At 70.4% G+C, this 18,658-nt stretch carries 19 protein-coding genes; 6 read left to right on the forward strand and 13 right to left on the reverse strand.

The window, feature by feature from the left end:
* Nucleotides 1–336: 336 nt before the first annotated feature.
* The 3 genes from FHS23_RS10565 to FHS23_RS10575 are packed head-to-tail and all read right to left on the reverse strand — an operon-like array spanning nt 337 to nt 2,455.
* On the reverse strand, nt 337–1,050 hold the full coding sequence (locus FHS23_RS10565) for a GntR family transcriptional regulator (RefSeq protein ID WP_343053812.1): 714 nt from the start codon (nt 1,048–1,050) through the stop codon (nt 337–339).
* Nucleotides 1,051–1,075: 25 nt separating this feature from the next.
* The gene (locus FHS23_RS10570; RefSeq protein WP_183652416.1) at nt 1,076–1,597 is read right to left on the reverse strand and encodes an FmdB family zinc ribbon protein; all 522 of its coding nucleotides are present in this window, start codon (nt 1,595–1,597) and stop codon (nt 1,076–1,078) included.
* A 36-nt stretch (nt 1,598–1,633) separates the two neighbouring features.
* The gene (locus tag FHS23_RS10575; protein ID WP_183652417.1) at nt 1,634–2,455 is read right to left on the reverse strand and encodes an N-acyl homoserine lactonase family protein; all 822 of its coding nucleotides are present in this window, start codon (nt 2,453–2,455) and stop codon (nt 1,634–1,636) included.
* Nucleotides 2,456–2,874: 419 nt separating this feature from the next.
* On the opposite strand from FHS23_RS10575, the gene FHS23_RS10580 reads away from it, so the two are divergent.
* Both FHS23_RS10580 and FHS23_RS10585 read left to right on the forward strand, forming a co-directional pair.
* On the forward strand, nt 2,875–3,726 hold the full coding sequence (locus FHS23_RS10580; protein ID WP_343053813.1) for an HTD2 family dehydratase: 852 nt from the start codon (nt 2,875–2,877) through the stop codon (nt 3,724–3,726).
* A 55-nt stretch (nt 3,727–3,781) separates the two neighbouring features.
* The gene (locus tag FHS23_RS10585; RefSeq protein ID WP_425501110.1) at nt 3,782–4,960 is read left to right on the forward strand and encodes an acyl-CoA dehydrogenase family protein; all 1,179 of its coding nucleotides are present in this window, start codon (nt 3,782–3,784) and stop codon (nt 4,958–4,960) included.
* Between the two features lie 132 nt (nt 4,961–5,092).
* Here FHS23_RS10585 and FHS23_RS10590 read toward each other — a convergent pair whose 3' ends face one another.
* Nucleotides 5,093–5,854: a 3-hydroxyacyl-CoA dehydrogenase gene (locus FHS23_RS10590; RefSeq protein WP_183652423.1), complete on the reverse strand. Its 762-nt coding sequence runs from the start codon at nt 5,852–5,854 to the stop codon at nt 5,093–5,095.
* 72 nt (nt 5,855–5,926) lie between these two features.
* A complete protein-coding gene (locus FHS23_RS10595) occupies nt 5,927–6,901 on the reverse strand; it encodes an NAD(P)H-dependent flavin oxidoreductase (RefSeq protein ID WP_183652425.1) in 975 nt (324 codons plus the stop codon).
* 326 nt (nt 6,902–7,227) lie between these two features.
* On the opposite strand from FHS23_RS10595, the gene FHS23_RS10600 reads away from it, so the two are divergent.
* Together FHS23_RS10600 and FHS23_RS10605 are read left to right on the forward strand one after the other, a co-directional pair.
* Nucleotides 7,228–8,322, forward strand: a complete 1,095-nt coding sequence (locus FHS23_RS10600) for a CoA transferase (RefSeq protein WP_183652427.1) — start codon at nt 7,228–7,230, stop codon at nt 8,320–8,322.
* 80 nt (nt 8,323–8,402) lie between these two features.
* Nucleotides 8,403–8,606 (forward strand): hypothetical protein, encoded by a 204-nt coding sequence (locus tag FHS23_RS10605; protein WP_183652429.1) that lies wholly within the window; start codon nt 8,403–8,405, stop codon nt 8,604–8,606.
* Between the two features lie 55 nt (nt 8,607–8,661).
* Here FHS23_RS10605 and FHS23_RS10610 read toward each other — a convergent pair whose 3' ends face one another.
* The 6 genes from FHS23_RS10610 to FHS23_RS10635 form a co-directional block, all read right to left on the reverse strand.
* Nucleotides 8,662–10,686 carry an SGNH hydrolase domain-containing protein gene (locus FHS23_RS10610; protein ID WP_183652431.1) on the reverse strand — a complete coding sequence of 675 codons (2,025 nt, stop codon included), beginning with the start codon at nt 10,684–10,686 and terminating at the stop codon, nt 8,662–8,664.
* A 259-nt stretch (nt 10,687–10,945) separates the two neighbouring features.
* Nucleotides 10,946–12,124 (reverse strand): fumarylacetoacetase, encoded by a 1,179-nt coding sequence (gene fahA, locus FHS23_RS10615; RefSeq protein WP_183652435.1) that lies wholly within the window; start codon nt 12,122–12,124, stop codon nt 10,946–10,948.
* Between the two features lie 4 nt (nt 12,125–12,128).
* Nucleotides 12,129–12,986 (reverse strand): hypothetical protein, encoded by an 858-nt coding sequence (locus tag FHS23_RS10620; RefSeq protein ID WP_183652437.1) that lies wholly within the window; start codon nt 12,984–12,986, stop codon nt 12,129–12,131.
* Entirely contained in the window at nt 12,983–14,182 is a 1,200-nt protein-coding gene (locus FHS23_RS10625) for a homogentisate 1,2-dioxygenase (RefSeq protein WP_183652440.1), read from the reverse strand. The genes FHS23_RS10620 and FHS23_RS10625 overlap by 4 nt, the downstream gene beginning before the upstream one ends.
* A 168-nt stretch (nt 14,183–14,350) precedes the next feature.
* Nucleotides 14,351–14,884 carry a MarR family winged helix-turn-helix transcriptional regulator gene (locus tag FHS23_RS10630; RefSeq protein WP_183652443.1) on the reverse strand — a complete coding sequence of 178 codons (534 nt, stop codon included), beginning with the start codon at nt 14,882–14,884 and terminating at the stop codon, nt 14,351–14,353.
* A gap of 205 nt (nt 14,885–15,089) precedes the next feature.
* Nucleotides 15,090–15,887, reverse strand: coding sequence for an oxygenase MpaB family protein (locus FHS23_RS10635; RefSeq protein ID WP_221219437.1), 798 nt, complete (start codon nt 15,885–15,887; stop codon nt 15,090–15,092).
* A gap of 263 nt (nt 15,888–16,150) precedes the next feature.
* Between FHS23_RS10635 and FHS23_RS10640 the strand changes: the two genes are divergently transcribed.
* Nucleotides 16,151–16,771 carry a TetR/AcrR family transcriptional regulator gene (locus FHS23_RS10640; protein ID WP_183652449.1) on the forward strand — a complete coding sequence of 207 codons (621 nt, stop codon included), beginning with the start codon at nt 16,151–16,153 and terminating at the stop codon, nt 16,769–16,771.
* A gap of 54 nt (nt 16,772–16,825) precedes the next feature.
* Here the strand turns inward: FHS23_RS10640 and FHS23_RS10645 are convergent, their stop codons facing one another.
* Together FHS23_RS10645 and FHS23_RS10650 are read right to left on the reverse strand one after the other, a co-directional pair.
* A complete protein-coding gene (locus tag FHS23_RS10645; RefSeq protein ID WP_183652451.1) occupies nt 16,826–17,329 on the reverse strand; it encodes a DnaJ family domain-containing protein in 504 nt (167 codons plus the stop codon).
* A 51-nt stretch (nt 17,330–17,380) separates the two neighbouring features.
* Nucleotides 17,381–18,346 carry a LysR substrate-binding domain-containing protein gene (locus tag FHS23_RS10650; protein ID WP_183652454.1) on the reverse strand — a complete coding sequence of 322 codons (966 nt, stop codon included), beginning with the start codon at nt 18,344–18,346 and terminating at the stop codon, nt 17,381–17,383.
* A 109-nt stretch (nt 18,347–18,455) separates the two neighbouring features.
* Between FHS23_RS10650 and FHS23_RS10655 the strand changes: the two genes are divergently transcribed.
* Entirely contained in the window at nt 18,456–18,656 is a 201-nt protein-coding gene (locus tag FHS23_RS10655) for a PspC domain-containing protein (protein ID WP_183652457.1), read from the forward strand.
* Nucleotides 18,657–18,658: the final 2 nt, after the last annotated feature.

Here is an 18,658-nt window from a genome sequence, read left to right on the forward strand (position 1 = left end):
TGCTGTCACGCCCGGGCGGTGGCACCGGGTTCTCGCGTTCGGGTGTTTCGCATTCGGACGTGCCGCGTCCGCGGCACGCTGCCGGACCGGACGTCCCGGTTCCCGGCACACGTCCGTCCGTGCTCCCCCAGCCTCCCCGGACGGGCTCCGACTCCGGAATGATCGCAGCCGCCACGTCCCACCGGGGCGGTTTGTAGAAATCCACCAAAAATCGACGCGGTGGGACGCGGCCGGGTCACCGGCCGTTCACCGGGGCAGCGCTTCGGGGCACCGGGGATTCGTCAGCACGGGACGGGTCGGGGCAGGCACGGACGGGCACGACTCCGGGGACGCGGTTCAGGCGAGGATGTCGTGCTTCGTGAGGTGGGCCACGAGCAACTCGCCGATGTGCTCGATGTGCGCGGTCATCGCGGTGCGGGCGGCCTGCGGGTCCCGGGCCCGCAACGCCGTCAGGATCTCGGCGTGGTCGTGGGCCGACGCCGACGGCCAGCCTTCGATCGTGCCGAAGAACCGCAACGGCACGTAGTTGACGGTCAGGTTCAGCAGCGACGCCATCCGCGCGGATCCGGACGCCTTGTTCACCGTCCGGTGGATCTCGTGGTTCAGACTGTCGACCAGGTCCGTCTCGCCCGTCCTCTCGGCCTCGGTCAGCTCGTCCTGGAGCGAGCCGAGGCGGTCGATCTCGGCCTCGGTGAGATGTTCGGCCGCGCGGGCCGCCAGCTCGCCCGCGATGTAGGCCTGCACCTGGAACAGGTCCCGCACGTCACGGCCGGTGAGGGCCACGACGCGATAACCGCGCCGCGGCTCCCACCGCACCGACCCTTCGCTGTGCAGGATCATGAGGGCTTCGCGGACCGGCGTCTGACTCACGCCGAGCTGCGCCGCGAGGTGTTCGGTGCGGACGAACTCCCCCGGAGGGAACTCGCCGACCATGATGCCCTCGCGCACGTACGCGGCGACGCGCTCGCTCAGCTGTTGCTTGTCACCGAAGGGGCCGCGTCGCGCCGCTATCGCCCGGCCGCGGAGCGCGTCGGCTGCGTTCTCGGTCACCGTTCGATTCTAGACTCCGCGTCGCTCAGCGCCCGCCCGCGCCGGAGGAGCCGCCGGAACTCGAGCCACCGGTGCCACCCGTCGGTGCGGCACCACCGTCGCCGGAGCCCGAGCCGGAGCCGAAGCCCGAGCCGGTGCGGGATCTCGCCGCCTCGGCAGCCGCCGCGGTCGCATCCCCGGACGCCGCAGCCCGCTGGGCCAGTTCCCGGTACGTCAGCGGCGCCCGTTCGAAACGACCCTCGTGGGCGGCCACCGCGTCGCGTCGGGTCGACAGCTCCGGGTACTTCTCGGCCAGCCGCTCCCGGTGCTCCAACGTCCGCCGCCACTGGGCCACGTACTCCCTGTCGCCGCGGCCGGTGGCCTCCCAGGACGTCGGCGCCTGGTCCGGACCCGCGGGCGGCCGCGCACCGCCCGCGAGGGAGACCGCAGGCGGCATGCGCGATGTGGATGCCCCGCACGCGGGACAATCCGGATCGGGGCTGCGCCAGCTCGGCTGGAGTTTCTCGAACCGTGCCCCGCAGGAGCAGCGGTAGTCGAACAACGGCATCTCGTCACGCCTCCTTCACAGGCTCCTCGGACCGGATCACGTGTAGTAGTTGCCCGGCCCGGTCCTGAGCTCGGCCATCTGGTCGGCGGCGTGCCCGAACACGATCGTCGCGCCGGTCTTCTCCTCGATCCCGCGGATCTTCTCGACCGACTCGAACCAGGCGACGGTGTCGTAGACGATGCCTGCCGCGATCGGCGGCGGTCCGTAACTCTCACGTAGATACAGCGAGTCCGATGTGAACAGCATCGTTCCGGAGTCGGCGAGATCGACCTGCAGCGACAGCGTGCCCCACGTGTGCCCCGGGGTGCGCACCAGCGTCACACCCGGGAGCAGTTCGGTGTCCTCGTTGATCGTGTCGAGCTCGAGGCCGTCGTAGTCGGACTTGATGTGGGCGCCCTTGTTGTAGCCGTCGAAGCCGAAGGCGCCCTGTTTCTCGGCCTCGTCGACGACGATCTTCGTGCCGGTGTCCTGCCACATCTTCGCGTTGGCCGCGTGGTCCATGTGCAGGTGCGACAGCAACAGGTAGTCGATGTCTCCGGGTTCGAGGTTCAACTGCCCGAGCCGGGCGTCGAGCCACATGTCGTCGGTGACCTCGTCGACGGGGAAGAACTGGTCCAGTCCGGTCGGCCCCCAACGCTGTTCCCAGTCCCGCGGGACGCCCGCGTCCCACAGGAGTTTCGTGCCGTCGGGGTGTTCGATGTAGACCACGTGAGTCGGCACCGGCACCCAGTCCCGCTGTTTGCCCGGATTGCTGCGCGTCGCCATCCGTTGCGGGTCGATGAGCAGCCACGTCAGGTCGGCGTGCATCGTGCCGGTCGGCAGGATGGTCACCTTGATCTTGTCGGCGTCCGTCGCCATCGCTTCCTCCACTGGTATGCGGCTTTCCCGCACCCGGACGACTCGGGGTCGCACGGGAGCAGACACGTCGTCGGGTCGTGCTCGGGTCAGGGAGTTCGGAACCCGTACGGCTCACGCCGCGGGTCGCGCGCACCGCGGGACGGCCCGCGGAGACGTCGGGGCCTCGCCACCACCTCACTTCCGTCGTCGCCGCTCGCACGGATGCGGCGGGTGCCGTACGAGCCGAAGCCCGTCCGTCCTCGGTACCCGGTCGACGGGCCGGAGGGAATCGGGAATCCACCATTTGCCCGCTCCGCCGTCGACCGGTTCCACCCTTCGAGTGACGTGCAACACAACCGCGGAGTGGTGTCGCGAGATTCTATAGAATGCACGAGCGAGGACGGCGGTGCCGGAACGACGGGAACAGCGAGGACGTGGACGTGGGATTGCAGGAACACCTCGACGGCTGGAACCCCGACCCCGCCCGCGACGAGGGGTTCGTCGCGGGCGAACCGGTGACGGCGCTCTCGGCGGTCCTCGACCAGCCGGTCGTGGCACGCACCGGAGACCGGCTCCCCCCGCTCTGGCACTGGTTGCAGCTGCTCGAATGGCCTCCGAACGAGGCCCTCGGCCCGGACGGCCACCCCCGTCACGGCCGGTTCCTGCCACCCGTCCCCGACCGCAGGCGCATGTTCGCGGGCGGCCACGTCCGGTTCGACGGCGCGCTGGAGGTCGGCGCGCCGGTGCACCGCACGTCCGAGGTCACCACGTGCACGGTCAAACACGGCGGCAACGGCGAACTGGCGTTCGTGACCGTCCGCAGCACGTGGAGCCAGCACGGCCACGACCGGATCGTCGAGGACATCGACTACGTCTACCGCTCCGGCGACGAGAGCCCGCGGACGTTCGCCGTTCCGACCGAAGCCCCCACCCCGGACGGACATCCGTGGCTGCTGTCCCCGGACACCTCCCCGGTGACGCTGTTCCGGTTCAGCGCGCTGACGGCCAACTCGCACCGCATCCACTACGACCTGCCCTACGCACGCGACGTCGAGGGCTATCCGGGACTCGTGGTGCACGGACCGCTGCTGGTGCTGCTCATGCTCGAGGCCGTGCGCCGCGACGCCCCGCGGCCGGTGGCCGAGGTGCGGTTCCGGCTGCGGCGGCCCGTGTTCAGTGGCATGCCGGTCCTCGTCCGCGGCGGCCCGGACGACGACGGAGGCGCCGCCCTGGCCGTCGCGAGCGCCGCCGACGACCGCCACGCGACGGCCGACGTGCGATTCCACGACTGACCGGTGCCCGGACGGGCGCCCACACCGAACGGATTCTTCGGACAGGGAGTGAATGGTGACGACGGAAGCCGGCCTGGACGCCGACGAACAGGCCATCGTGGAGACCGTGCGTGAGTTCGTCGACAGGGACGTGCGTCCCGTGGTGCGCGATCTCGAACACGACAACGTCTATCCCGAGGCGCTCATCGAGCAGATGAAGCGGCTCGGGATCTTCGGCCTGGCGGTACCGGAGCCCTACGGCGAGGTACGGGTCTCGGCACCGTGCTACGCGCTGGTGACCGAGGAGCTCGCCCGCGGCTGGATGAGCCTCGCCGGCGCGATGGGCGGGCACACGGTCGTCGCGAAACTGCTGTCCGACTACGGCACCGAGGAGCAGAAACAGAAGTACCTGCCCCGGATGGCGACCGGCGAACTCCGCGCGACGATGGCGCTGACCGAACCCGGCGGCGGCTCGGACCTGCAGGCCATGCGGACCGTCGCCGCACCCGCGGGCGGGGACGGCGACACCTCCGCCGGCTACGTGCTCAACGGTACGAAGACGTGGATCAGCAACGCCCGCCGAGCCGGGCTGGTCGCCGTGCTGTGCAAGACCGATCCCGACGCCGATCCGCCGCACCGCGGCATCAGCGTGCTGCTCGTGGAGAAGGGGCCGGGGTTCACCGTCTCCCGCGACCTTCCGAAGCTCGGCTACAAGGGTGTCGAGAGCTGTGAGCTGTCGTTCGACGACTGCCGCGTGCCCGAGAGCGCCCTGCTCGGCGGTGTCGAAGGACAAGGATTCGCGCAGATGATGCGCGGTCTCGAGATCGGGCGGATCCAGGTGGCCGCGCGGGCCACGGGCGTCGCGCGCGCGGCGTTCGACGACGCGCTGCGTTACGCCCAGGAGCGCGAGTCGTTCGGCGTCCCGATCTGGAAGCACCAGTCGGTGGGCAATCACCTCGCCGAGATGGGCACGAAACTCACCGCCGCGCGGCAACTGTTGTTGCACGCCGCCCGCACCTACGACTCCGGGCAGCGCTCCGACATGGAGGCGGGCATGGCCAAGCTGTTCTGTTCCGAGACGGCGATGGAAGTCGCGCTGACCGCGGTGCGCGTGCACGGCGGTTACGGCTACTCCACCGAGTTCGACGTCGAACGCTACTTCCGTGACGCGCCGTTGATGATCGTCGGCGAGGGCACCAACGAGATCCAGAGGGACGTGGTGGCCCGCCAGCTGATCGCCCGCGGTGGGCTCTGACCGGCCGTCTCCCACCCCGCCGAGGACCCCCGCCGCGCGGTTGTCCCCGACGGCGCGGATTCCCCGGCAGCCGACCGCCGGTGGGGCCACGAGCGGACGGTCGCCGACCGCGCGGCCCCACCGGGTCGGCCGTCAGCGCGGGGCCATGCGGATCGCGCCGTCGAGGCGGATCGTCTCGCCGTTGAGCATCGGGTTCTCCACGATGTGCCGCGCCAGCGAGCCGTACTCGACCGGGTCGCCCAGCCGCGACGGGTGCGGCACCTGCTCCCCGAGGGATTTGACGGCGTCCTCGGGCAGGCCCGCGAACAACGGGGTCTGGAACAGGCCCGGTGCGATTGTGACCACACGGATCTTCAGGCTCGCCAGGTCGCGGGCGATCGGCAGCGTCATGCCGACGATGCCACCCTTCGACGCCGAGTAGGCGGCCTGCCCGATCTGGCCGTCGTAGGCAGCCACCGACGCGGTGTTGACGATGACGCCCCGCTCCTCGCCGACCTCCTCGGTCTGCGACATCCGCTCCGCGGCGAGCCGGATGACGTTGAACGTGCCGATGAGGTTGATGCCCACGACCTTGGTGAAGTCGGCGAGCGGGAAGGCGCCCTTCTTCGACACGGTCTTGACCGCGTTGCCGATCCCCGCGCAGTTGACCGTGATACGCAGCGGACCGAGCTTCGCCGCGGCGTCGACAGCGGCCGTGACGTCGTCCTCACTGGTCACGTCCCCGGCGACGAACACGGCGTTCTCGCCCAACTGCTGGGCCACCGCGTCACCGTCCGACGACGGCAGGTCGAGGATCACGATCTTCGCGCCCTGCCCGTGCAGCTCCCGCACCGTGGCGAGACCGAGCCCCGACGCTCCCCCGGTCACCAGTGCGACCGACCCTGCGATGTCCATGTGTTCTTCTCCTCCGATGTACGGCGTTGTACTGCGTTGCACGACGGTGTAGCGGAACGGCCCCGGGCGAATTCAGCCAGCCAGGCCGGCGAGCCGTCGGTTGATCAGTTCGTCCGCGCCGCCCGCGATCCGCGAGACCAGCTCGGCGACCGTCGGGACGTCCTGGATGAGGCCCTGAACCAGGCCTGCGGACCAGATGCCGCCGTCGGTGTCGCCCTCTTCGAGCACCCGGGTGCGGCCCCGGTTGCCTGCGACGAGCTCGCGCACGTCCTCGAACTCGCCGCCGCCGTCCAGGATCGACACGACCTCGCGGCTGACCGTGTTGCTCGCGACCCGTGCGGTGTTGCGCAGCGGCCGGAAGATCAACTCGGTGTCGCGTTCACTGGCCTCGACCATGGCCAGCTTGACGTTCTCGTGCACGGGCGCCTCCTGCGTGGCGACGAACCGGGTGCCCATGTTGATGCCGTCGGCGCCGAGTGCCAGGGCCGCGACGAGGCCGCGCGCGTCGCCGAAGCCTCCGGAGGCGACCATCGGGATCGAGATCCTGTCGGCGGCCGCGGGGATCAGCACCAGACCCGGGATGTCGTCCTCACCGGGGTGGCCCGCGCATTCGAAGCCGTCGATGGAGATGCCGTCGACACCGAGGTCCTGGGCCTTCACGGCGTGCCGCACGCTGGTGCACTTGTGCAGCACCTTCACACCGCCGCCCTGGAACGTCGGCAGGTGCTCGGCGGGGTTGAACCCGGCGGTCTCGACCACGGGAACGCCGGATTCGACGATCACGTCGCGGTACTCGGCGTACGGCGGCGGGTTGATCGACGGCAGGATCGTCAGGTTGACGCCGAACGGCTTGTCCGTCATCTCACGGCACCGCGCGATCTCCTTGGCCAGGTCCTCCGGCGTGGGCTGCGTCAGCGCCGTCAGGAAGCCGAGCGCGCCGGCGTTGGCCACGGCCGAGACCAGTTCGGCCTTGCCGACCCATTGCATCCCGCCCTGCACGATCGGATGGTCGACGCCGAACACGTCGCAGAACCGGGTGCGAACCATTGCGTTTCCTTTCGCAGGACGTCGGGAGCCGTCGGCTCCGCCGATCACCGTCACGGCACCGCGGATGCCGTCGACGACTAGGAAAGCGTGCGCTTACCGCGCAGCGTAACCGTGGGCGCGACACGTCACCCGTGACCTACGTCTCCCCCGGACGCTTCGGCGGATGCGGAAAGGTGATCCGTGCCTTGTCCGGCTACCGTGACGGAGCCGGGCCCCGGGCAGGATCGCGGGCGGGGCGGAATCCGACGCACCGGCCGAGTACTCCCGGCTTCCCCACGACCCACTCCCCCACGACCCGACTCACGAGCAACGAGGTGAACGACAACGTGCCTGGCCCTCTCAGCGGTCTGAAAGTCGTCGAACTGCCCGCCATCGGCCCGGTGCCGCACGCCGGCATGATCCTGGCCGACCTCGGCGCCGATGTCGTCCGGGTGGAACGGCCGTCCGGCGCGCTCGACATCCACGGCGGCAAGTCGGACCACCTGATGCGCGGGAAGCGCTCCGTGACCGCCGACCTGAAGTCCGCCGCCGGCACACGGTTCGTGCTCGACCTCGCGGGCAAGGCGGACGTGCTGCTCGAAGGGTTCCGGCCCGGCGTGGCCGAGCGACTCGGCGTCGGACCCGACGAGTGCGGCGGCGTCAATCCGCGACTCGTGTACGGCCGCATGACCGGCTGGGGCCAGGACGGGCCGATGGCCACGCAGGCGGGCCACGACATCAACTACATCAGCCTGACCGGATCGCTCCACGCGATCGGCCGGGCCGAGGAGCCGCCCGCGCCGCCGCTCAACCTCGTCGGCGACTACGGCGGCGGATCGATGTTCCTGCTCGCAGGTGTGCTCTCGGCGCTGTGGGAGCGAGAGCGTTCCGGCAGCGGCCAGGTCGTCGACGCGGCGATGGTCGACGGTGCGAGCGTGCTCGCCCAGATGCTCTGGTCCCTGCGCGGCATCGGCGCGTGGTCCTCGGAGCGTGCGGGCAACCTGCTCGACTCGGGCGCGCCGTTCTACGACACCTACGTCTGCTCGGACGGCCGGTACGTCGCGGTGGGCGCGCTCGAGGCGCAGTTCTACGCACAGCTGATCGACGGCCTCGGCCTGGCCGACGAGGAGCTGCCCGATCAGAACGACCGGTCGGGCTGGCCCACGTTGCGGGCACGGTTCACGCAGGTCTTCGCGAGCCGCACCCGGGACGAGTGGGCCGCCGTGTTCGACGGCACCGACGCGTGCGTCACCCCCGTACTGACGTGGGACGAAGTCGCCGACCATCCCCACGTCGCGGCGCGGGGAACGTTCGTCGAGATCGACGGCGTCGTCCAGCCCGCACCCGCGCCGCGGTTCTCGCGCACCGAGCCGGCGGTGCCCGCATCCCCGCACGCGCCGGGGTCCGACAACGACGCCGTCACCGCCGACTGGGGGCTGTGACCCGTCGCGGCCGCGTGCCCACGGACGAGGGCGCGGACCGGCGGCAACCTGGGCCGGCGCGTGTTGGCAGGATGACCCACATGGCCGAAATCGAGATCCCGCGCCGCGTCGTGCACGGCATGATCGCGCTGTCCGTGCTGGCCGTGGCGGCGGTCGCGTTCATGCTGACCGAGACCGAGACGAACCTCGGCATGTGGGTGTTCGCCGTCGTGATGGTGCTGGCGGCCGTCGGCTTCTGGGCCGCGTACTTCTACCAGCGCGCGAAGACCCGCCGGCGCGAGTGATCCGGTTCGGCCGGGGCGAGGGGGTCCCGTCGCCCCGGCCGAACCGGCGTCTCACTCAGCCGACGCGGTCGAGGATCCCGGCCATCCGCTCCCGCACCACCGGCGCCAACGTTTTCATGTACGCCTTCGTGATGTGGTTGTTGTCCAGGTAGACCAGGACGTTCCCGATCATCGGCGGGCATTCGGTCGGCGTGCAGAAGTAGTCGCTGAAGTCGACGAAGCTCACGTTCTGCGGCAGGTTCTCGACCGCTGTCCAGGACGGCTGCGGGTCGTAGACCTTGTCGCGCTCGACCGAGCACGACGGGTGGTCCACACCGCGCTTCTCGGCACACTCGGCCAGGGACCGGTTGAAGCGCGGGTTGTCACGGGCGGCGATGACCGGGATGCCCGCCTCCTCGAGCGTCCGCCACTGCTCGACGTAGCCGGCCGGGGTGACCTCGTCCCGTAGCGGGTGCGCGTCCCGGCTGGCCATCGTGAACACGGCATCCGGCTCGAGCTCCAGGATCTCCTGCATGACCGTCTCGTTCCAGGCAGTGCATTCGGGATTGTTGGGTGCCTCGGTGGTGAGCGGGCACCCGCCGCGGCCCATGGAGATGATCTCCCACCCGGCCTTCTTCGCCGCAGGCCGCAGCGCCGCGTTGAACTGCTGCGAATGCGAGTCGCCCGCCACGACGACGCGCCGCGTCGGATTCGGGTGAAGGCTCTCGTTGCAGATGACGACGATCTCGTTCTTGTCCGAGTGGCGGCACTGCTCCGCGGTGAAGTTGTCGTACTGCTTGGGCAGCGCAGCGAACGGCGGGATCGGATCGGCGTCGCCGTCCGCATGCGGGCCGCCGGGCGACAGGACCTGCGCACCGGGGTGGGCCGGGTCGTCCTCCTTCTGCACGAAGGTGGCCCGCTCCACCGCCGCCAGCTGCCACGTGCCCGCCACGGCGAGCACGACGGCGAGCATCGCCGCGCCGACCCGGTAGGACCCCCACACGGTCCGCGTGTCCACCTTGGCCCGCAGGACCGGCTTCTCGACCAGGTGGTAGGTGAGCATGGCCAGTGCCAGGGACACGGCGATGACGACGGCGCCGCCGCGCAGGCCGACCTCCGGCCGGTCCCGCAACAGCACGTAGAACAGCAGCACCGGCCAGTGCCACAGGTACAGCGAGAAGCTGACGTTGCCCAGGTAGTTCAACGGCCGTGAGGACAGCATGCGGTCGGCGCCGAGCACCGTGCCCGTCTGGCCCGCCACGAGCACCAGCGCGGCCGCCACGACCGGCCACAGCGCGACGTAGCCGGGAAACATGGTGCCGACCTGCAGCACCAGGCCGCACAACACGAGCCCGGCGACACCGAGCCAGCCGAGCAGGATCCGGATCGCGCGCGGCAGGGCGAGCCGGTCGATCGCCAGCGCGACCAGCCCGCCCAGTGCGAACTCCCAGACCCGCGTCGCCGACATGAAGTACGCGAACTGCTGGTCGGCGGCCGTCAGGTACACCGAGTAGGCCAGCGACCCGGCCGTCAGCACGGTCAGCAGGCCGAACAGCCACCGGTGCAGGTTTCCGCCGAAGCGCTTCACGACGAACGCGAACGCGGCGATCAGCAGCGGCCACACGAGGTAGAACTGCCCCTGGATGGACAGCGACCAGAAGTGCTGCACGACGCTGGCCTGGTCGTGCTGGGCGAAGTAGTCGGCGGACTGGGCCGCCAGCTGCCAGTTCTCGAAGAACAGCGCCGAGGCCACGATCTCGCCCGCGGTCTGTTCCCAGCGTGTCTCCGGCAGCAGGAAGTACGCCGCGACGACGGTGCCGACGAGCACGGTCGCCATCGACGGCACGAGCCGCTTGACGAACCGTCCCCAGGTGGCGCGGAACCGGACCCGGTCACGCAGGCTCGCCCGGAAGAGCTGCCCGGTGATCAGGAAGCCGGTGACGAAGAAGAACACGTCCACGCCGCCGGACACGCGGTCCAGCCACACGTGGTAGATGACCACGAGCGCACACGCGAGCGCGCGAAGGCCTTGCAGCTCGGGCCGGTACCGGGTCTTGGCCGGCACCGGGGTGACCGGTGGCGCGGGCGGCGACTGCGTCACGGCGTACCTCACTCTCGTCTGTACCGGCGCTCCATGATGCCAACCACCGTTCGGGTGGTTTCCACCACTTCCGTGCACTGTGACGCAAAAGGCGCCGAGGAGGTTGGCCCGGCCCGGCGATCGATCGAGCTCGGTGGCCGTTCTCGCTGGTCAGGGCAGTGCGGGAGACAGTACGAGGGTGTGGGGCCTTCCGGAACGGCTGACGACTCCGTAGCTGAGACCCGAGTACGGGCCTCGGCCACGGAACGGAGTCAGCCGCTCACGCGGGCGGGTCCGGCGTGGGCAGGATGCGACCGGTGACGTCGCCGAATCCGATCCGGCCACCGCCCGCACCGGGCGCGGTGGCACTGATCGTCACCTCGTCGCCGTCCTCGAGGAACGTGCTCTTCCTCCCCGCCACGTCGACCGGTTCCTGTCCGCCCCAGGTGATCTCGATGAACGCTCCCCGCTCGTGTTTTCCGGGCCCGGAGATCGTGCCGGACGCGTACAGGTCGCCCGTACTCGCGACGGCGCCGTTCACGGTCAGGTGGGCGAGCATCTGGGCGGGCGACCAGTACATCTCCCGGTACACCGGACGGGAGACGACCTGCCCGTTCCAGCTGACGGCCACGTCGATGTCGAGCCCCCAGTCCTGCTCCTCGGCCAGGTAGGGCAACACCTCCGGCTCCTGCACCGGCCCCGGCACACGGGCGGCCTCGAGCGCCTGCAGCGGCACCACCCACGCGGAGATCGACGTGGCGAAACTCTTGCCGAGGTGCGGGCCGAGCGGCTGGTACTCCCACGCCTGGATGTCGCGTGCCGACCAGTCGTTGACCAGCACCGCACCGAACACGTGCTCGGCGAACTCCGCGGTGCTCACCCGCGATCCCAGCGACGAGCCGGTGCCGACGACGAAGCCGAGCTCCGCCTCGATGTCGAGGCGCTGCGACGGGCCGAACACCGGGCCGTCGTCGTTCTTGCGCTGCCCGGACGGGCGGACGACCTCGGTGCCGGTGACCACGACCGTGCTGGAACGGCCGTGGTAGCCGACCGGCAGGTGCTTCCAGTTCGGCAGCAGCGGCTCCGAGTCCGGACGCAGGATGCGGCCGAGGTTCGAGGCATGGTTCTCCGAGGCGTAGAAGTCGACGTAGTCGGCGACGTCGAACGGCCGGTGCATCGTGACCGCCTGCACGGGGTGCACGGCCTCGTCGGGGACCTCCCCCGCCGCCAGGTCGGCGACTTCCCGCCGCACCTCGTCCCACCGGGCGCGGCCCTGCGCCATGAAGTCGTTCAGCGACGGGCGTGCGAACACCGCGTCACCGAGCGTCGCGGCGAGGTCGACGACCGAGTCGGCGACGCGCACGCCGACCCGCGGGTCGGTACCCGGCGTGGAGAACACGCCGTAGGGCAGGTTGTCGAGCCCGAACAGCGAGCCCTCGGGGATGGCGATGGTGGTCATGCGTTCACTCCTTGCCCGCCACGGAGTCGGCGGGGATCAGGTCGAGTTCCACGAGCTCGGCGAGCGGCTCGATGATGCTGCAGGTGCCGAACGAGACGAACGAACGCCGCACGGTGGTGGCCCGCTCGGCGCCCAGTTCGCGGACCGCCGCCGCGATCGCCGCACCGTCCCGCCGGGCCAGCAGTCCCGCGACCACGCTCTCGTCCGAGCCCTGCAGCGCAGCGTCGGTGGCCAGCAGCAGGTTGAGGAAGCCGTGCTGCTCGAAGCCCGTGTCCGGATCGGTGTTGCGGATCGCGTGGTGCAGACCGGCGGTGGCCTTGAACGCGATGTCGGCGCGCGCGACGGCCACGACCGCCGTCGCGAGCTCGGCCTCGTCGGGATGCAGGTCCGCACGGACCCCGCCGGTACGGAACTTCGCGCGCACGCCGCGTTCGGCGAGCCCGGCGAGCACCGCAAACCTGCGTTCGTCGCGTGGTACCTCGACGTGAACGGTCACGCCCGGCAACTCGAGCGCGTCCAGTTCGGCGAAGAACTCGGCCACCTCGCCCGGCACCGCGATCTCGGCGGCGAGCACCCGCACCGGCAGGTCCGCCGCGCCGCCGATCGCGCCGGCCAGCTGGGCCGGACCCTCCGGCGCGGTCACCGCGAGCGCCAGGTCGTCGTCGTGCCGCAGCAGCGGTGCAAGTTCCCCGACTGCGGGCGCGGCCAGGACGAGCGGGCCGACGAGGTCTCGATACGGAGCCGAGACGTGCTCGCGATGCCGGGACACCGCGTCGGGCAGCGGGGCGAGTCCCGGTGGGAACACCGCCGCGTCGTCGCAGAGTCCGTGGGCGAACGCGGGCAGACCGGGCGCCGCGCTCACTGTCCGGGCCCGCGCCCGGACCAGGTCCAGGCGTAGTTCGTGTCCTCGGACGCGAGGGCGCCTTCACCGAGCTCGAGCGGCCGGAACGTGTCGACCATGACGGCCAGTTCGTCGAAGAACTCCGCGCCGAGGCTCTTCTCCACCGCTCCGGGCTGCGGCCCGTGCGAATGACCGCCGGGGTGCCAGGAGATCGAACCCTGTCCGATACCCGATCCCTTCCGAGCTTCGTAGTCGCCGCCGCAGTAGAACATGATCTCATCGGAGTCCACATTGGAGTGGTAGTACGGCACGGGCACCGACAGCGGGTGGTAGTCCACCTTGCGGGGAACGAAGTTGCAGATGACGAAGTTGGTTCCCTCGAAGGCCTGGTGCACGGGCGGCGGCTGGTGCACGCGCCCGGTGATGGGTTCGAAGTCGTGCACGCTGAACGTGAACGGGTACAGGCAGCCGTCCCAGCCGACGACATCGAACGGGTGCTCCGGATAGACGAGGACGCTGCCGCCGATGCCGCCACCGACGCGGTGTTTGACGTGCACCTCCACGTCGGTTCCCTCCCGCAGCAGTGGTTCGGCGGGCCCGTGCAGGTCCCGCTCGCAGTAGGGCGAGTTCTCCAGGAACTGGCCGTAGCGCGACAGGTACCGCTTCGGGGGTGCGATGTGACTGTTCGCCTCGATGGCGTAGGCCCGCAGCGGAGAGTCGCCGTGTGGCAGCCACCGGTGGGTGGTGGACATCGGCAGGAACACGTAGTCGCCGGACGCGGCCTCGAGGCTGCCGAACACCGTCTCCACCGTCGCCTGCCCGGATTCGACGTAGACGATCTCGTCGCCGGTCGCGTTGCGGTACAGCGGCGAGTCCTTCGTGGACACCACGTAGGACAGTCGCACATCGCCGTTGCCGAGGACCAGCCTGCGCCCGGTGACCACGTCCGTCTCGGCCCAGGTCTCCTTGGGGAACAGATCATGAAGCTTCAGGTGCCGCGGCTTGAGCGGATGGTTCGGCGTGGTGGACAGGTCCCCCGGATCCCAGACCCGCGAGTCGACGATCGCCGACGGAATGCCGCGGTGATAGAGCAGCGACGAGTCGGAGGTGAATCCCTCCTCGCCCATGAGCTCCTCGTAGTACAGCCCGCCGTCCGGGGTGCGGTGCTGGGTGTGACGTTTCGGTGGCACGCTGCCGACCCGACGGTAGTACGCCATGACTGCCTCCTTGCTGTCATCTCGGCTGCACACCACGGGGGCGCGCCCGTTCCACGCTAGTTAACGCATGTACTAGTTTCAACACATGCGCAGGTACGACACCGGCTGAATGGAGTCAGTGGCACCGGCGGCGGCGCCTTCACCGGAGCCGGCGCCGGTGCGTGCGGCTCAGTTCCGGCCGCGGACGTCGAACTGGTCGCGGTTGGTGACGAGCTTGTCGAGCAGCATGATCAGGATGCGCTGCTCCTCGGGGGACAGCACACCTGCCCACTCGTCCTCGCGTTCGTTGTGCGCACGGAAGACCTCGACCATCTCCTGATGGCCCGTGTCGGTGAGCGACAGCAGCACCGACCGGCCGTCGCGCGCTCCGGGTTCCCTGCTGAGCAGCCCGTCCGACACCAGCGTCTTGGCCAGATTGGACACCGCCGCGCGGCTCATGCCCGTCAACTCGGCCGCCTTCTTCGCCTCGAGCGGTCCGGCCAGCCACGTCACGAACAACAGGCGGAACCCGGACCACGACAGGCCACGCGGCCGGTGCACCGACGCCTCGAGGTCGTAGGTGACGATGTTGGAGGCGCGGTTGAGGGTCAGCAGCAACTCGGTGGCGAGCTGGTGCCGGAAGCCGTACTCCCGGGAGAGCCTGCGGTTGGCGAGCTCGACGAACGACCAGAAGTCCAGCTCGCCGGAATCACTCGCCGTCATGGGACCAACTCTCACACTCGACCGATTTAGTAAATCTCTAAACTACTACCGGCTCGACGTCCCGTCCACCCCGCCTGCACTCGGCACCGCGTGCCCTGCACTCGGCACCGCGTGCTCTGCGTTCGGCGACGGACGATCCCGCACACGGCGACGCGCGGCGTCGTGTGCGGGACTCGCCGCACGAGACCCGCCGCCGGGCCGTGCCTCACACCAACGGTTTGCCGGTGCGGAGCCGTCGCCGCACGTCCCACAGGCAGGCGTTGTAGGGGAACGCGCGCAGCGGGAGCGGCGACGCACGGATCACCCGGCCGAGCACCCGGTTCATGGCGTCGAACCGCCGCTGCTGCCTCGCCGTCCAGGTCAGTCGCATCTGTTCCCGGAACACCTGCGGCAGGAATCCGGTGGTGACGAACAGGTTGAACCGGCGCAGCAGCAGGTGGAGCGGCTTCGGGAGGAAGGACGCGGTGGCGATGCCGTGGAGGTACTCGCGCACCGTGTCGTCGATGTGGATCTTCGCCAGGTTCCGCTGCCAGTACTCCTCGAACGCCGCCCGACTCTCGGGCCACATGTCCTCACGCACCTGCAGCGTCGTGCCGAGTGGGGCGGCCGAGCGATAGATCTCGTCGAGTTCGTCGGCGGACAACTCCCCCAGGTACGCGAGGTAGATGTCCTCGAATCCCTTGTACAGGCACGCCGCGACCCACAGCTGCAGCTCGGGGTCGAACGCGTTGTACTCGACCGGACTCGACTCGTCGGAGCGCACCTGCATGTGCTGCTTGTTCACGGCCCGGCGGTAAGCCTTGCGCTCCTCGTCGGTGCCGAGCATGGCGACCGCCAGGTACGTCAGTGTCGTGCGTCCGCGTTTGAACGGTCGTTCGTAGACATTGCCGTCGTCGACGGTGCTCTCCACCACGCCGTGACCGACGCCTGGGCGCCCCAGCTGCATGATGATGTTCGCCGCCGCCGCGAGCAGCCCCGCTCCGACGACCACGTCCCGGCGCATGGTGGCCGCGGCCGCCGTGCCGTCGGCTACTGCCGGCTCCCCCGTCTCGGACGTGGACCGTGCGGGCCGGGCCTGCTGTTCGGTACTCATCGGGCCTCCTTGCTGGACGGGATCCGAGAGGATCTCCGCTGCCCCGTGTCGAACGGCCTTCCCCCGTCGATCCGCCTTCGCGGGCGGCCGTGGCGCCGCCGACCGGCATATCTGCGAACGACCGTTGTCAGTTATGAGACCGCGGTCGCGACGGGAATGTCAAGATGGGAGCCATGAGCAGCGCACCGCTCCGCACCTACGGCGGCGTCAGCGGCACCGACCGGCAGGCCGAGCGCCGTGCCCAACTGCTCGAGGCGGGCCTCGACCTGCTCGGGTCCGGCGACGGCCCGCGTGCACTCACGGTCCGCGGCGCGTGCCGCCACGCGGGCCTGGCAGCCCGATATTTCTACGAGAACTTCGCCGACCGCGACGCCCTCGCGGTGGCCGTCTACGACCGCGTCGTCGAGGGCATCGCCGCCGCGACGCTGGACGCCGTGGAGCAGGCGGCGGCCGACGCGGAGGCGAAGGTCCGGGCGGGGCTGTCCAGGTTGGTGCGCGCCGCCGCCGAGGATCCGCGCCGCGGGAGGTTGCTGTTCTCCCCGTCGATGGCCGACACCGCGCTCGCGGAACGCCGGGTGGCTTCGACGCGCATGTTCGTCGAACTGCTCGGCGTGCAAGCCCGCGAGTTCTACGGTGTCGACGGCGGCACGCGACTCGACATTCTGGCGGAGATGCTGGTGGGAGGCCTGGCGCAGACGCTCACGTCGTGGCTCGACGGCAGCTTGGAGGCCACCGAGGACGAGATCGTGGACCACTGCGCGGAGCTGTTCCTCGCCGCGTCCGCCACGTCCTGAATTCCACCACGCGGCCACCGGGTCCGGACTCTCCCCGGCCAACGGTGGCAACGGTCAGTCGCGGCGCCGGCGCCACCAACGACGCCGACGGGCCCCGGCCCGCGGCTCCTCCGAAGGCGGACCCTCCCCCGGTGTCCCCGGTGACGCGTCGACGTCGGCACGCTGCGCCCTGCCGCGGGCTCGGCGCCACTCGTCGAGCACGTCGTCGACGGCGACCGGTTTCAGGCGGATCCGCGGCCCTTCGCCGGAGCGGATCCACGCGGCGATGCGCAGGTTCAGTTCACGGACGAGGTCGCGCACCTCCTCCTCGCTGCGCAGCGCGGCGGCCGCCGACGGCAGGTTCTCGATCTCCTTGCGCAGCCGCAACGGTTCCGGGAGCGCGGCGTCGATCGACAGGCCCTCCCGTTCGATGTAGGTGCTCAGCCAGTCGCGATCCAGCCCCGTCAGCGGTTTGCCCGCGCCCGGCAGCGCGTCGAACTCACCGCGTTCCTGGGCTTCCCGGATCTGCTTCTCGACCCACGATTCGAAGTCGACGCCCGGCGGTTTGCGTTCGGTCATGACCCACCTCACCCGCGATGATCGCGCCGGGCGGAGGGAGCCCGCAACCGACTACCCGGCGCCGTGCCCCGGGGATTCCCGGGACGCGCCGTCTCCGCCGACGGCACACTGCAGGAACAGCCGCGCCGCCGTGCTCAGCAGCGAACCGCGGTTCCACGCGACGACGACGTCGACCGAGTCGGGACGCGGTTCCAGGTCGGCACGCACGACGACGTCCGCCTCGTCGTGGTTCCGGTCGTGGGTCCGCTCGCGACGCGACGGCTGCACGAGCAGGGTCCACCCCAGACCGCGGGCCGCGAACGCCCGTGCGGTGTCGACGTTCTGCGTCCGATACGCCACGTGCGGGGCGAATCCGGCCCGCCGGCAGACCTCGACGGCGTGCTCGGCACTCGGCGACACGTCGACCAGCACCATCGGTTCGGCCGCGAGATCCGCGGGCCGGAGCGGCCCGGCCACCCGGGCCAGTGGGTGGTCCGGCGCCAGTAGTACCGCGGTCTCGCGGGACTCCAGCGCGGCGGCCCGCCAGTCCGGGGACAGGCCGAGGTCGTAGCCGATCGCCAGGTCGAGCTCGCCGTCGTCGAGGCTGCTGCGCAGGCTGTTCCGCGTCGCCTCGTGCAGTTCGACCCGCACGTCGGGGTAACGCCGGGTGAAGCCGCGGAGCAGCTCCGGCAGGACGGTCGACCCGAGCGACGGGTCGCAGCCCAGTGCCAGCGGGCCGGCCACGACGCCGTCCTCGCCCGACGGATCGGCCTGCAGTTCACCCGCCTGTCGCAACAGTGTGCGCGCCCGGCTGAGCACGGCCTCGCCGGTTGGCGTCAGCTGCACGCCGCGGGCGCGTTTGCGCACGGTGAGCCGGACGTTCAGCGCCTTCTCGAGGTCGGTGACGGCCGCTGCGAGCGCGGACTGCGACAGGTGCAGGCGCTCAGCCGCGCCGCTGATCGTTCCCGTGTCCGCCACCGCCACGAACGCGCCCAGCTGGCGGATCGTGTACGTGGGCAGCTTGTCCGCACGCGACATGCACCGACCGTAGCGCCGGGCGGGAGGGTTCGTCGGCCGACGCGATCTCGGGGCCCGTATCGGGGACGTCCCCGATGCCGCACGCGCGCCGCAGGAGCATGGTGGAGGTATGACGACATCGACCACCACGAAACTCACCCGTTCGCGCCACGACCGTATGCTCGGCGGAGTGTGCGCGGGCCTGGCCCACCGGTTCGGCTGGAAGCCACGGACGATGCGCCTCGCGTTCGTCGCGTCGTGCCTGCTGCCCGGACCGCAGTTCGTGCTCTACCTCGCGCTCTGGATCGTCATCCCGGCGGACGACCGCTGAGC

It is taken from the genome of Prauserella isguenensis (assembly GCF_014191605.1).
Taxonomy (GTDB): Bacteria; Actinomycetota; Actinomycetes; order Mycobacteriales; family Pseudonocardiaceae; genus Prauserella; species Prauserella isguenensis.

Excerpts from the sequence above, each read along its gene's own strand:
- FHS23_RS10570 (WP_183652416.1), bottom strand. The coding sequence starts at position 1,597 with ATGCCGTTGTTCGACTACCGCTGCTCCTGCGGGGCACGGTTCGAGAAA.
- FHS23_RS10575 (WP_183652417.1), bottom strand. The coding sequence starts at position 2,455 with ATGGCGACGGACGCCGACAAGATCAAGGTGACCATCCTGCCGACCGGC.
- FHS23_RS10590 (WP_183652423.1), bottom strand. The coding sequence starts at position 5,854 with ATGGACATCGCAGGGTCGGTCGCACTGGTGACCGGGGGAGCGTCGGGG.
- FHS23_RS10595 (WP_183652425.1), bottom strand. The coding sequence starts at position 6,901 with ATGGTTCGCACCCGGTTCTGCGACGTGTTCGGCGTCGACCATCCGATC.
- FHS23_RS10605 (WP_183652429.1), top strand. The coding sequence starts at position 8,403 with ATGGCCGAAATCGAGATCCCGCGCCGCGTCGTGCACGGCATGATCGCG.
- fahA (WP_183652435.1), bottom strand. The coding sequence starts at position 12,124 with ATGACCACCATCGCCATCCCCGAGGGCTCGCTGTTCGGGCTCGACAAC.
- FHS23_RS10625 (WP_183652440.1), bottom strand. The coding sequence starts at position 14,182 with ATGGCGTACTACCGTCGGGTCGGCAGCGTGCCACCGAAACGTCACACC.
- FHS23_RS10630 (WP_183652443.1), bottom strand. The coding sequence starts at position 14,884 with ATGACGGCGAGTGATTCCGGCGAGCTGGACTTCTGGTCGTTCGTCGAG.
- FHS23_RS10635 (WP_221219437.1), bottom strand. The coding sequence starts at position 15,887 with ATGCGCCGGGACGTGGTCGTCGGAGCGGGGCTGCTCGCGGCGGCGGCG.
- FHS23_RS10640 (WP_183652449.1), top strand. The coding sequence starts at position 16,151 with ATGAGCAGCGCACCGCTCCGCACCTACGGCGGCGTCAGCGGCACCGAC.
- FHS23_RS10645 (WP_183652451.1), bottom strand. The coding sequence starts at position 17,329 with ATGACCGAACGCAAACCGCCGGGCGTCGACTTCGAATCGTGGGTCGAG.
- FHS23_RS10650 (WP_183652454.1), bottom strand. The coding sequence starts at position 18,346 with ATGTCGCGTGCGGACAAGCTGCCCACGTACACGATCCGCCAGCTGGGC.
- FHS23_RS10655 (WP_183652457.1), top strand. The coding sequence starts at position 18,456 with ATGACGACATCGACCACCACGAAACTCACCCGTTCGCGCCACGACCGT.